This window comes from Deltaproteobacteria bacterium, assembly GCA_009692615.1.
GTDB lineage: Bacteria > Desulfobacterota > Binatia > UBA9968 > UBA9968 > DP-20.
In genome coordinates, this window is record SHYW01000133.1 from 1 (window position 1) to 13,160 (window position 13,160).

Here is a 13,160-nt window from a genome sequence, read left to right on the forward strand (position 1 = left end):
GGCAAATCGAGGCAAAACTAAGGACCCTATTAACCACGAGAGTAAAATGTAATCTGATATAACTTCGCAAAAACTGTAACTCATTACGAAAAAAACGATCTATCCTCCGCTGCCCTGCTTCCAGGGCAGTTGTTCAGAGGTTCCTTAAGAATTATTCGCTGCGCCCGGTCCGAGCACGCCGCGCACATCGCCTTTGCCGAATCCTTCACGCTCTTTACTGTCCTTGGCGCTTTGCACGGCGTGGGCATAGGCCATCCATTGGGCGACGCCGCCGCCGGCCCCGGGCAGAATGCCGACGAAGACGCCGATCACCGAACAGCGAAACACCAACCAAAAATGGCAAAGGTGTCTTTGATCCCTTCTATGACGCCGCTACTCAGATTCTCCGCCGGCCGTTCGCCGGCGATGGCCGTGCCGCGCACGGCGAGATCGACGATCTCGGGAATCGCGAAGATGCCGACCAACACCGGCACGAAGTCGAGGCCTTCCCATAAATACATGAGGCCCATATCGTAACGGAGCGAACCGGACTGACGCTCCTGGCCGATGGTCGAGACCAGTAGACCGAACAGACCCATGGCGAAACCTTTGATCTGGCCGCGCGAACCGGCGCCGCTGAGCGAGGTGATGCACGAGATGCCGATCAATGACAGCATGAACAGCTCCGGCGAACCGAAGGCGAGCACTAGCGGCCGGACGATGGGAATCGCCAGCGCCAGCGCCATGGCGCCGATCACCGCGCCGACCAGCGAACTCATCAGCGCCGCGCCGAGGGCGCGCCCGGCCTCGCCTTTTTTCGCCATCGGGTAACCGTCCACCACGGTGGCGGCCGAAATCGCTTCGCCGGGCACGCCGAAGAGAACCGAAGTGATGTCGCCCGTAGTCGCGGCGACGGCATGCATGCCGAGCAGAAAGGCGAACGCTTCGGCGGGCTGCATTTTGAAAACGAAGGGAATCATCAATGAGAGAGTCGCCGCGCCGCCGATGCCAGGAAGTAGGCCGACGCAGAATCCCAGCGCCATGCCGACCAGCATCAAGCTGAAAGCTTTCCACTGTAGGACTAGAAACAATCCTTCGATGAACGCGTCGAACATTGATTTTGTTTAATCTCGTGACTTCGAGGCGAACAAGTAACACAAGTCAGAACCGGATTGCGAGGGAAAATCCAACTAAAAGCTGGGCGGATAATTCCACGCCCGCCGCGCAGTAGCGCTGACAGTTGTCGAATGCGGCTGGCGATTTAGTGGGTGAGAAATTGACTGGTGGCACTGACTGCGGCTGGCGTGATATTTTCCAAGAGCTCCATGATCGTGTTGTAGTTGACCGGTTTGGTCAGATGGGCATTGAAGCCGGCGTCTTGGGTGCGCTGACGGTCTTGTTGTTGGCCCCATCCGGTCAACGCGATCAGCATGATCTCGCCGCCCCAAGATTGCGCGCGGATTTTGCGCGCGGCTTCGTAGCCGTTGAGTTTGGGCATGGCGATGTCTATGACGATCACGTCGGGACGAAACTCGGCGGCGGTTTGAAACGCTTCGACGCCGTCCTGGGCGACGCGCACTTCGAATCCTTCGCGGCGCAGCAACTGCGCCAAGGTCTCGGCTGACTGGGGAAAATCGTCGGCGACTAAAATTCGCCGGCAGCGAATGGCTGCGACGGCACCGTTGTCATGGATCTCAGCGGATTCGATGGTGTTAGACTTATTCTCCAACACCGGCAGCCGGACGATGAATTCACTGCCGCGATTGACCCCCGCACTGCGCGCCTCGACCTTGCCGCCGTGCAGTTCAACCAGGCGATGAACCAAGGTCAAGCCTAGGCCCAATCCACCTTCGGAGCGCGTGAAGGAACGATCGACCTGATAAAACAGTTCGAAGAGCCGCGGCAAATTCTCCGGCGCGATGCCGAGGCCGGTATCTTTGACGCGCACTTCGACGGTGTCGCCGGCGGGCTCGACGTTCAACCAAATCTGGCCTGAATCGGGAGTGTATTTGGCGGCGTTGTTCAACAGGTTCATAAAAACTTGCGTCAAGCGTACCCGGTCGGCGTCGACGTAGATCGCGTCCGTGGACATGGTCACGATCAGCTCGTGGCGCCGTTGTTCGATGAGCGGCCGGCAGGATTCGACCGCCGCTTGAATCACTTCGGTCAAGTTCAATTTTTCTTTTTGCAAGTCCAATTTTTTCCTGGTGATGCGGCTGACATCGAATAAATCGTCGGTCAAGCGGGTGAGATAGTTGACCTGACGCTCGATGATATCCTTGCCCTATTTGGGATCGGCGTGGGGCGTGCCGGCGGATTGTTGGAGCGTGACGACGTTGCGCATGAGCGATAGGGGATTGCGCAGTTCATGGGCGAGGGTCGCGAGAAATTCGTCTTTACGCCGGTCGGCATCGCGCAACGCCGCGTCGCTTTCACGCAGCGCGCTGTCGAGTTGTAATTTCTGCACCGCTTCCCAGGTTCGTTCGGCGACCAGATTGATCAAGGCGACTTCGCGCTCGTTCCATTCGTGGGCATGGGCCATCGCAACGATGATGGCCGAAATCAATTGGCCGTCGCGCACCAAGGGCACTGCGACGGCGGCGCCAATGCCGAAGCGGCGCGCCGGCTCGACGATCGCCGCAGTGCGTGGATCGCTGCCGATATCGTTGACCACGATGGTTTGACCGAGCCGGCCGGCGTCGAGGAGCGCGGGAGCCAAGCTGCTTAGCGAATAGCTGCCGATCAACGACGGCATGTGCGGGTGGTAATCGCGTTGGACCACGATGCGATCTTGGTCGCCATCGATGGCGACGAAGACGCAGCGGCTCGCTCGCAGATGCTCGCCGAGGGCGATGGAAACGGCCCAAAGCAATTCGTCGCCGTCGGCGGCGAAGCGGATGCACTCGCCGACATCGAGTAAGAAAAGCGCATTGGCGTCGGCCTGTTTGCGCCGGGTGATGTCGCGCACGGCGACATTGACGCCGAGTAGCTCGCCGGTCTGGTCGCGCACCGGATAATAACTGCTGAGCCAATAACGTTGCTCGTTGGGCTGGGCCTGAGTCGTGGCGTTGACTTCGACATCGACCACCGGCTGGCCGCTTTCGATGACCCGATGATGGTGCGCTTCGATCACCTCGGCCAGTTCCGGCACGGCATCGCGGATCAACTTGCCGAGATAAAAATCCGGCGGATGACCGGCCATTTCCGCCAGCGCGTTGTTGACCGACACGTAACGCAGCTCGCGGTCGAGAAAGCACAGACCCACCGGCGCCGAGACGTAGATCGTATTGATGAGCGCCAATCTTTCGTTGGCGATGCGCTGGTTGGCGCGCATGCTTTCTTCGACACTGGCATGGCGCCATCCAAGGGTTGTTACGCTCCAAATCATGACGATGGCGAGACCGTGACTGAGGCCTTGAGCCCAGGCTAACCCCATTGGGTTACGCGCCAGGAAATAAAAATCGATGATTAAAATTGCGCTGCAAACGCCGGCGATCAGAAGTTTCTCGCGCTTACCCGCCACCGCGACCAACAAAACTAAAGTAGCTACGTAACAAAATGGGATGGTTAAATGGCTCGGCATCCACATGTCGAGCAAATAAATCGCGACAATCGCGAGCGGACCGAGCAGCCACAAAAATGGCACCTGGGCGCGCCCTTTGACGGGCGCTAATTTATCCGCCGATTGGGCATCAGGATCGGCGGAAGTGAATGGCCGCTGCGGGTTTTGCATAGGTTTGTCAGGATTCACGACGAGTCGATAGTTTATCAAACCTATTCAACGCCATACAAGGATTCTTATTAATACTTTCGTCTGCCACCAACGCGCGCGGCGCAAAGCTCCACGACACCGGCATTGCTTTACCATGGCGCGCCGGCAGACATCGCCGGCCAATTGGCGGCGAACGGCAAGAACTGGTCGCGGGCGGGAAAGTTCTGGTTATCTACGAGCGTCGCTGCTTGACGCCAACGGTTGCTTGACAACCTCGCTGGCGCAGACAATAGATGACGACATAACTATTTACCGGGAGTTTTTCATGGCGCAAAAATATTATCGAGATTTTCGCGAACACTTAAAAGCGTTGGAAGCGCGCGGCAAATTGGTGCGCATCAAGCGCGAAATCAACAAGGACACTGAACTCATGCCGCTGGTGCGCTGGCAATTTCGCGGCTTGGAAGAGTCCGACCGCAAGGCGTTCATGTTCGAGAACGTCATCGACTCCAAAGGCAAACGCTACTCGATGCCGGTGACGGTGGGTACTTTAGCGGCGACCACCGAGATTTACGCCATCGGTATGATGTGCGAGCCGGATGAAATCCCCGAGCGCTGGAACCAAGCGCAGCTCCATCCCTTCGAACCGGTGAAAATTAGCAAAGCGCCGGCGCACGAAATGGTCTGGCAAGGCCAGGATCTTCTCAACGGCCATGGTCTCGACATGATTCCGGTGCCGATCTCGACGCCGGGCTTCGACAATGCGCCGTATTTAACTTCGGCGAACTGGATCACCAAGGATCCCGACACCGGCATCTACAACATCGGCAACTATCGCAGCCAGATTAAATCGGCGAACCGCACCGGCGGTCTGTTCACTTCCCAGCACATGGGCCAGCACTGGCGCAAGGCGAAAGCCAAAGGGCAGCGCTTGGAGGCCTGCATCGCCATCGGCGTGGTGCCGAGCATTGCCTACTCGGCGACGGCGAAGATTCCTTACGACTTCGACGAGTATCGTCTGGCCGGTGGCTTGGCCGGCGAACCGGTGGAGGTCGTGCAGGCGAAAACCGTGGATCTACTCGTGCCGGCGACGGCGGAGATCATCATCGAAGGCACGATTCCCACCGATATCGTCGAGCCTGAAGGTCCCTTCGGCGAATATCCCGGTTACATGGGCCACCGCACGGTGTCGCCATTCTTAGAAGTCACCTGCATTACCCACCGGCGCGACGCGATCTACACCGCATTGATGAGTCAGTTTCCGCCCAGCGAGTCGAGCAAGATCAAACACACCGGCACGGAAAAAATTATTTATAAATTATTGCGCCACGACAGCGGCAACTCGGCGGTGCTCGATGTCGCCTTGCACGATGAGGTGAGCGGCAGCGGCCAAGCCTACTGCGTGATCAAAATGCGCAAAGCCACCAAGGCTGAAGGCTGGCGCGCGCTCCACGCCACCGCCGGCTTTACTGGCAGCTATGCCAAGGTTTGCATTGCGGTGGATGAAGATATCGACATTCGCGATCCGGCGATGGTCAATTGGGCGATCTGTTACAACATGCGCCCCGATGAAGACGTGGTCATAGCCAAAGGCAAAATGCCCGGCCTCGATCCGTCGACCTATCCGCCAGGACTGGAAAGCGAAGAGAAACGGCCGGGCTCGACCTCGGCGTTGCTGATCAACGCCATTCGGCCCTGGCCCTACACACCGGTGTCGTTGCCGAAAAAAGAGTTCATGGAGAGATCGAAACAGATTTGGGAAGAGCTAGAACTACCGCCGCTTAAACCGCGCATGCCTTGGTACGGCTACAGCTTGGGCGCCTGGACCATCCAAGATGAAGAAGAAGCGGATCTGGCGGTCAAGGGCGATTACTTCGAGACCGGCACGAAGCAGACGGGGCAGAGGAAAAAAACCTAAAACGAATTCGTTTCGAGTTTGGAGTTCCGAGTTGACACGAAACCCGAAACTCAGAACTCGAAACACCGGGGTCTCAGAAGATTCCCGGTATCCAGCGTTTTACTTGAGTCAGATAATCGACGTAGGGTTGGCCCAATCGTTCAACTAATTTTGTCTCGTCGCCGATCACGCGAGTATGAAACCAGATCGCCGTGGCGATGGTAATTATTGCCGCGAACCAAGATTTGAGCGTGAGCGTGAGACCGATAAGAAAGATAATGTGGCCCAGGTACATCGGGTTGCGCGTGTAATGATAGAGGCCGCTATCGACGAGGCGATCGGGCGGAGTTTCCAGCCCCGGACCACCGCCGCCGATGCGCACTCGATGGCGGCCGCACAGGCGATATTGCAAATAACCCCAAACCATCAGCGGCGCGAACCAGAGGTTGGGTTGGAATTCGTTGCCCTCGATTGCCAACTCCCAAGCTAAAGCGACCGCGGGATAGATCACGAAGGTTCTGACCGGCGTGCGGCTAAAAAATCTCATCGTTAGACAAACACTATGTCCTTCGATCTAACACATACTCTGGTCGGCGTCGCGTTGTTATTCGCCGCCTTCGTCAAAGGCGCCACCGGTTTGGGATTTCCGTTGATCGCCACACCGACGGTGGCGTTGCTGTTGGACATCCGCATCGCCGTGACGATTCTGATATTGCCCAATCTGCTGATGGACGTGACCCAGGTGTTGCGCGACGGTTTTCCGAGCGCCGTATTGCACCGCTTCAGATCGATGATCGGTCTGACCATCATCGGCGTTTTCATCGGTACCATGGTTCTAGTAATGCTGCCGCTTTGGGCGCTCAATCTTTGCCTCGGCATCATGGTGATCGTCTTCGTCGTTTCCAACCTATTGAAGTTCGATTTTACGATTTCACCGGCGGCGGAAAAAATATTCTCGCCGATCGTCGGTTTCTTGAGCGGCTTTCTCAATGGTATGACCAATGCGGCAGGACCCGTTCTAGCCATTTACTTCTACAGCTTGAAATTAGAAAAACGTAGCTTCGTCAAATCCGTGGCGACCATCTTCATGATCACCAAGACCACTCAATTGATCGCGGTGTCGACTTGGAATCTGTTCAACTGGAATACCCTCACGCTGTCGCTGCAAGTGGTGCTCTTTACCATGCTCGGTTTCTACGCCGGTTTGAAAACTCAGGATCGGGTGAATCAGAAGACCTTCAGCCGCGGGCTGATGGTGTTGCTGTCGATCATCGGCGTGATTCTGATCGCCCGGGCGCTGATCCAAGCGCGTTCCTAATGAACTGAATTATAGCGCCGGCGCGTAGAGGTTATTTGGCAGACTCTGAATGTAGTCGATGGTTTCATTGAGCGGGATCACGTCGGCGTATTTCATCGCCATGTCGAACAGATTGATCTTGTGCGAGGCCTGGCCGCGGTCGAAGACGCATTCTTCGACGACCGACACTTTTAGGTTGTAGGAGAAGGCGTCGATGACGCTGGCGCGCACGCAGCCACTGGTGGTGGTTCCCGCGACGATCAGCGTGTCGGCGTGGACCTCATTCAACATGCTCATCAACGGAGTGCCGAAGAACGCGCTGGGTTTCTGCTTGTGCACGACGATGTCACCTCGCTGGGGAGCGATTTCTTCGACGATCTGATTGGCTTTTTCCCACTGCTCGGTCATGTCTTCGGTGGTGCGATTGCTCTTGGCTGCCCAGCCGCCAACGAGAACCGTCGAATTGGCGCGATTCTCTTCCGCCGTGGTGTAGAAAGTCGGCACATGCTTCTTGCGCGCTGCACCGAGCAACTCGCGAATCGCATGGACGCCGTCCCAACCTTCCGCGCCGCAACTGGTGCGGAAGCGTTTCACGGACTCTAAAATCGGCTCGGGTTTGTCGCCGGTAAAATTGTAATTGACGTCGATGATCAGCAGCGCCGGCCGTTGGCCGAAGCCGGCTTTTTTGCCGAAACCGGATAGCGCGAAAACTTCTTTATCGCGCGCGGTTAGAATGTCATCCCAGCTCACCATGATTTATCCTCCCAGGTTTGCGCCCATATCGTCGATATTCATTACAAACCGATTGTAAAGTCAATCCAGCGCTGGCTCTCCCACGGGCAATTTTATATAACCGTAAATGCGATGAACACGAGGGGACGGGCATGATGAGGCAAAATATTTTGATTCGGTTGGCGCTGGCATTGCTCTTGCCGCTGGCCGCCGGCTGCGGTTCGGTGGTCGCGCAGTGGACTGAGGGTGAAGTGCCCTTCGTCCGATCGAGCGAGGAAGTGATCGATCGCATGCTCGAAATGGCGCAGGTAAAAGCTGGCGATTTGATCTACGACATCGGCAGCGGCGACGGTGCGATCATCATTCGTGCGGCGAAAAAGTTTGGCGCGCGCGGCGTCGGCATCGAGATCGATCAAGACTTAGTGCTGCGCGCGCGCAATATTGCCTTTCGAGAAAAAGTCGATCATCTGGTTGAGTTCCGCGCCCAGGACGCTTTCACCATCGACGCTTCACCGGCAACCGTCGTGACGCTTTACATGCTGCCGGAGTTTAACGCCAAACTCAGACCGATCTTGGAGCGCCAGCTCAAGCCCGGTACCCGAGTGGTGTCCCATGATTTTCCCATCGCCGGTTGGCAGCCGGTGCGAGTCGAACAGGTCAAAGGAACGCTGCTGCACGATCACCAAGTGATGCTTTTCGAAATTCGCCCGCCGGCAAAATAATTCCCGTGTCGACTAAAAGCCCGGCAAGCGATAAAACTTTACCGGGTTCGCTTCTAAAATTTTCCCCTTTGCTAGATCCGAGATATCTTTGCGGTCCTGCAACATTTTCGCGGCGAAACGTTCGCGGTCGCCATGGGGCATGTCCGAGGCGAACATCATTTGCCCTTCGCCGACCAGTTCGAGCACATGGGGCAGCAAAATATCTTCCACTTCCGAACTAAAATATATGTTGCCCTGCTTGATGTAATCCATGGGCGTAAGCTTTTGGATCGGCGCGGTGCGCGATACGATGTTGGATAAATTCTTGCCGGAATGTTCGAAGCGGTGATGCAAACGTTCGAGAATGAAATGAACCCATAGACAGCCGGCTTCGAGATAGACCACGCGCATGTTCGGGAAGCGGTCGAAGATGCCGCCGCTCATCATCGAAACCATGCCCATCAACACCGGCATCAAGAACGGAATTACGCCGGACGGATAAATGTGGGTGTAGAGATTGTTGAGCGCCGGACAGGCCCAGCCAACATGGACGGCGAGGGGCAAATCGGCGCTGGCGACGGCTTCGTAAAATGGCAGCAGGCTGTCATCGTCGAGCAAACGATCGCCGGCGGTGCCGAGAATCATCATACCGACGCCGCCGAGCTGCTTTACTTCTCTGACTTGTTTAACTGCGCTGGGAATGTCGTCGAGGTTGGCGACGCCAACCCATTTGAGCCGCTCTTGACCGCCGAGCACATCGCCGAGCCAACGGTTGTAAGCGTCGCACATGGCGCTGGTGTAAGCCGGATTAGAACTAAGTGGATAAGCGAGGAAGAGTGTTGGATAGAGAACCTGGAGCCAGATGTTTTCTTCGTCCATGATCTGCAAGCGTTCCTTTAAACTGGTCAGCTCCATACTGCCTAAAGTGTCGGGTTTACGCTGGGCGTGACGCACCGGTTTACCGTTGATGCTCGCCGGCGTGCCTAAATTATTGCAGCCGCGGCCGACGCGGCGGGGAAACAGTTGCTCGTCGATCATCCAATAGGCGAGACCTTCGTCGGTTCCCGGCACTACTTGCGGGCGATGGGGGCGAAACTCCGGAGCGAAATATTTATCGCTGAATGTAATGGGATTTTCTTCGACGTGGCCGTCGGCATCGATGACGCGCATGGTATAACCTCCAATGTATGGGAATCTTTTTATAAGCGCGCCGCGGCAGATTCAACCACTGCGCAGGATTTCAATCAGTCTGCGATTAGCGGTACAGTCCATCGATAAAACCGCTGGACTGCATTTGCTTGACGAAAGTGTCATCGAAAAATCTTCTTGGCTCGGCGTCTTTGGCCTTGGGAACTCTGCCGGCGAGATCGTCGAGCACCGATTTCATCGCTTCCACCGTCGTCAGCGGCACGCGCAGCATATATTTTTGCACGTCGATGTCGTAGGACTCGGCCAGCGCGTTAGGATTGGCCGTGCGCAGATACTTCGCCATGACTTTGAGGGCGAGATTCTTATCGCGCTTGGCGCGGGCGATGGCTTCGGTCTGCGCCATCAGGTAGCGGCGCACGAGATCTGGATCTTCCTTGATCAAGCGGCCGCGGGTGGTGATGCCGGTAAAGGCGTACGGGATGCCCAACGACGCGACGTCGAGCAAAACACGGTTGCCCAATTTCAATGCTTGTGTGATAGCCGGGTAAGAAAGAATACCGGCTTGAATGCGATTGGTTTGTAGCGCGGTGACCATCGACTCCATGCCGCCGACCTGGACGATGGCGACCTCTTTCTCCGGTACCAGGCCAAAGTGCTTGAGCGCCATACGCGCGCCGACATCGATGGAGGTGCCGAAACGGGTGATGCCGACAGACTTGCCTTTCAATTGCTCGGCTTTTTCAATTTCCGGCCGCGCGATTAGATTTTGTACCAGCGCGTCGAGCGTCGTGCCGACCACCATGACATCGGCGCCACCCAAGGCGGCGCTGGCGCTGGTGCCGCCGGAGATTTGCAAGAATTGCACTTCACCGGCGATCAGCGCGTTCATGCCTTCGACGCCCGTGGGCGTGGCGATCACTTCGACATCCAAGCCATATTTGTTGAAGATGCCGACCTCACGGGCGATCCACGGCGGGCACATCACCGATGACAACGAAGTGAACGCCATGCGCACCTTGCGCAGCGGCTGAGCATCGGCTGCTGCGGCGTGGGGCGCTGGAACGAGACTCGGCGCGAGAAACAAGAAAGCGAATAATCGACAGTTCATTTCAATCAGTTCCAGCCGTAGAGCCGCTTGGCATTTTCTCCCAGCAGGCGGTTCTTCGCTTGTTCGGAAATATCCTTGCGGCCGCGGATGGTTTTCGTCACGTTGGGAAACATACCGTCCCAGTGGGGATAGTCCGAGGCGAAAAGGATCTTGTCGTCGCCAATGCGCTCGATGGCATAGGGCAAGGTCTCTTCCTCCGGTTCGAAGGCGAAAAACCAGTTGCCCTGAGCGATATATTCACTGGGCTTGTGTTTACACAGCGGCGCTTCGACTTTGCCGCGCTTTTCCCATTCCTCATCCATGCGTTCGATCCAATAAGGCGCCCAACCCACGCCGCACTCGAGAAAAGAAATTCTCAGCTTGGGAAATTTTTCCGGAATGCCACCGTACATCAAGCCGGCAAATTGAATGAAGGTTTCCACTGGGCGGCCAATCGTGTGCATGAAAATAAAGCTGTCGAAACGTTTGTCGCCGGCGGGAGCCTCGCGTCGATTGTGCACGCTGAGCGGAACATTTAGGCGCTGCATCTCTTCGTAGAGCGGCCAGAAACTCTTCGAACCGAGATGCTCTTTCATGCCTTGGGTCGCCACCGCGATGGAACTGAGTCCAAGCTTGGTGACCGCGCGATTAGCCTCGGCCACCGCCGCCTCGGGATCCTGCAAAGCGACCAACCCAACCGCTTTTAGCCGCGGACTTTGTTTACACACGTCGGCGATAAAATCATTGTAGGCATGGGCGTAAGCCACGGCGTACTCTCGCTCCATGAAACCGTTGACGGCGAAACTACTGGTGGGAAATAGCACCGAAACATCGATCTTCTCCTTGTCCATGTCGCTGAGCCGGGTCGGGATGTCGACATGTTCCAGCCCGCCAACTAAACCGCCCAGCCCGGTGTCCAAACCGTCGGACGGAAGTAGTGGGCCGCCGCGCTTATTGAAGGGCTCGGCAAGATATTTTCTGATATCAGCATTTGTCTCGACGATATGGCCGTCGGCATCGATGGTGTTCATGACTGATCCTCCTAAAATTAAACCCGAGTCGCTGAAGACTCAACTTTGCGGAGAATAGTCGCTGTCGGTGGATTCTGTCAATCGGCGGCGTGATCGGCACTAACGCGGTGGCAGCAATGAACGGATTGGTTGCAACTGTCTAAGCGTGAAGCCCGCGCAGCCAAGTGACCGCGTGTTCCCGGCGCGGGCTTGGCTGCGCGGCAAAGCCGGCGACTTAGTATTCGCCGCTTTGGCGTTGCAACTTTTGGATGTCTTGGCGGTTGCGATTGATCTCGGCCTGGTTGCGGTTGATCTGTTGCTGTTGCTGGGCGCTGGTAATTTCATGGCCTTGGAATTGATCGCCGATGAGCGCGCCGGCGCCTAAGCCAAGGGCACCGCCGATCGCCGCGCCGGCGCCGGGACGACCCACGGCGGCGCCGATTTTGCCGCGCAGCACTTCCAGGTGAATTGCCAAGGCATTGAGCGGCGTCTTTACTTCATGGGCGAGCGTGCGCGCGGCGATCGCCAATCTTTGCACCGGCGCCGGCGCGCCGACGTTCTTGCGCTGCTTCATGACCAAGCGGTCGATCAAGTCCAAACTGGCGCCGACTTCGTCGCGGCTAGAATATTGCGGTCGGTTCGCGTAGGTTCCCGCTTCGGCTTGGCGTAGCGTCTCGCTGATCAAACGAAAGCGGCGGGTGTAAAGCGCGGTAGTAAGAAAAGCGGCGATCAAAGCGACAGCGCCGCCGAGGGCGAATAGCCAGACTAGCTGACGCCAAAGGCCGGCGAGCAAGCCAGTCCAATCGGCGGGATTGACCCACAGACGCAACCCGCCCGGACCTTGCACGCCTTTGGGCATCTGCAGCGGCACCCAGATATCGTAGGCGGTGCCGTCTCCTTGTTTCTTGGAGTCGATGATGGTTTCACCGCGGCGCAGCTGGTCCATGATTTCGCCGCCGATCTGCGTCTTGTCTTTCTCGCCTTCCACCGAAGTGTAAAGCAGCCGGCCTTCAGAGTTAACCACCCACATCGCCTCGATGCTGGCGCTGCGATCGACGAACGCCTGCATCAATCCTTTGACATCGCCGTGACGCGATGTCGTGATGCGGGTCGGGCCGGCGGGCTTCTCGGCTTTGCCCTTGGGAAAAACCCTGCCGAGAAAATCCCAGAAGGACGGCGCGTTCTTTTGCGTCGGTTGGGCCGGGATGAGCACGGAGCGCTCGCGCAGGCTGTCGGCCAGAGCGATTTCGACTTGGCGCGCCATCAACAGAGCAGTTTGCAGCGTCGCTTCGGTGGTGAGCCGCTGAGCGATCAACCAAATGCCGGCGCCGAGGATGCCGAAGATGACCACGACGGTGGCACAAAAAACCGCCGCTTGTTGTTGGTGTAAACTCATTCCGCCATTAGGATAACAGATCGGTGGCGTGCGGCAAAGTTTGCTTTTTACTGGTGTTGTAGCAAAGTGATTATGTCAGGGGTTAACGGCAACGTAATTATGTCAGGGTGGAAGGATGACAACCCTGACAATGAAAGACGAGAAACGACTAGACGTAATTCAACGAGTATATCGCAGCGAGATCACCGTGGTTGAGGCCG

The 13,160-nt window shown here is 56.9% G+C and carries 13 protein-coding genes; 3 read left to right on the forward strand and 10 right to left on the reverse strand.

All coding sequences use genetic code 11. The features are described from left to right. Nucleotides 1-144: 144 nt before the first annotated feature. The 4 genes from EXR70_22475 to EXR70_22490 form a co-directional block, all read right to left on the reverse strand. A complete protein-coding gene (locus EXR70_22475; GenBank protein ID MSP41262.1) occupies nucleotides 145-330 on the reverse strand; it encodes a hypothetical protein in 186 nt (61 codons plus the stop codon). Beyond that, nucleotides 309-1,094, reverse strand: coding sequence for a hypothetical protein (locus tag EXR70_22480; protein MSP41263.1), 786 nt, complete (start codon nucleotides 1,092-1,094; stop codon nucleotides 309-311). Before EXR70_22480 ends, EXR70_22475 begins: the two co-directional genes overlap by 22 nt. Before the next feature lie 146 nt (nucleotides 1,095-1,240). Next, entirely contained in the window at nucleotides 1,241-2,221 is a 981-nt protein-coding gene (locus tag EXR70_22485) for a hybrid sensor histidine kinase/response regulator (GenBank protein MSP41264.1), read from the reverse strand. A gap of 42 nt (nucleotides 2,222-2,263) precedes the next feature. Next, nucleotides 2,264-3,712, reverse strand: a complete 1,449-nt coding sequence (locus EXR70_22490) for a PAS domain S-box protein (GenBank protein MSP41265.1) — start codon at nucleotides 3,710-3,712, stop codon at nucleotides 2,264-2,266. A 133-nt stretch (nucleotides 3,713-3,845) separates the two neighbouring features. Here EXR70_22490 and EXR70_22495 point away from each other — a divergent pair, with 133 nt between their 5' ends. Beyond that, a complete protein-coding gene (locus EXR70_22495) occupies nucleotides 3,846-5,609 on the forward strand; it encodes a UbiD family decarboxylase (protein MSP41266.1) in 1,764 nt (587 codons plus the stop codon). 73 nt (nucleotides 5,610-5,682) lie between these two features. Here the strand turns inward: EXR70_22495 and EXR70_22500 are convergent, their stop codons facing one another. Next, on the reverse strand, nucleotides 5,683-6,135 hold the full coding sequence (locus EXR70_22500; protein MSP41267.1) for an isoprenylcysteine carboxylmethyltransferase family protein: 453 nt from the start codon (nucleotides 6,133-6,135) through the stop codon (nucleotides 5,683-5,685). Nucleotides 6,136-6,150: 15 nt separating this feature from the next. Between EXR70_22500 and EXR70_22505 the strand changes: the two genes are divergently transcribed. Then, the gene (locus EXR70_22505; protein MSP41268.1) at nucleotides 6,151-6,906 is read left to right on the forward strand and encodes a sulfite exporter TauE/SafE family protein; all 756 of its coding nucleotides are present in this window, start codon (nucleotides 6,151-6,153) and stop codon (nucleotides 6,904-6,906) included. Between the two features lie 9 nt (nucleotides 6,907-6,915). Here EXR70_22505 and EXR70_22510 read toward each other — a convergent pair whose 3' ends face one another. Next, a complete protein-coding gene (locus tag EXR70_22510; protein ID MSP41269.1) occupies nucleotides 6,916-7,638 on the reverse strand; it encodes an isochorismatase family protein in 723 nt (240 codons plus the stop codon). 230 nt (nucleotides 7,639-7,868) lie between these two features. Here EXR70_22510 and EXR70_22515 point away from each other — a divergent pair, with 230 nt between their 5' ends. Beyond that, entirely contained in the window at nucleotides 7,869-8,339 is a 471-nt protein-coding gene (locus EXR70_22515; protein ID MSP41270.1) for a methyltransferase domain-containing protein, read from the forward strand. A 12-nt stretch (nucleotides 8,340-8,351) separates the two neighbouring features. Here EXR70_22515 and EXR70_22520 read toward each other — a convergent pair whose 3' ends face one another. The 4 genes from EXR70_22520 to EXR70_22535 all read right to left on the reverse strand — a co-directional run bounded on the left by EXR70_22520 (nucleotide 8,352) and on the right by EXR70_22535 (nucleotide 12,960). After that, complete coding sequence (locus tag EXR70_22520; protein MSP41271.1) at nucleotides 8,352-9,488, reverse strand: hypothetical protein; 1,137 nt, start codon at nucleotides 9,486-9,488, stop codon at nucleotides 8,352-8,354. Nucleotides 9,489-9,573: 85 nt separating this feature from the next. Beyond that, nucleotides 9,574-10,575 (reverse strand): ABC transporter substrate-binding protein, encoded by a 1,002-nt coding sequence (locus EXR70_22525; GenBank protein MSP41272.1) that lies wholly within the window; start codon nucleotides 10,573-10,575, stop codon nucleotides 9,574-9,576. 5 nt (nucleotides 10,576-10,580) lie between these two features. Further along, nucleotides 10,581-11,585, reverse strand: coding sequence for an amidohydrolase (locus EXR70_22530; GenBank protein MSP41273.1), 1,005 nt, complete (start codon nucleotides 11,583-11,585; stop codon nucleotides 10,581-10,583). Nucleotides 11,586-11,799: 214 nt separating this feature from the next. Further along, nucleotides 11,800-12,960, reverse strand: coding sequence for a HAMP domain-containing histidine kinase (locus EXR70_22535; protein ID MSP41274.1), 1,161 nt, complete (start codon nucleotides 12,958-12,960; stop codon nucleotides 11,800-11,802). Nucleotides 12,961-13,160: the final 200 nt, after the last annotated feature.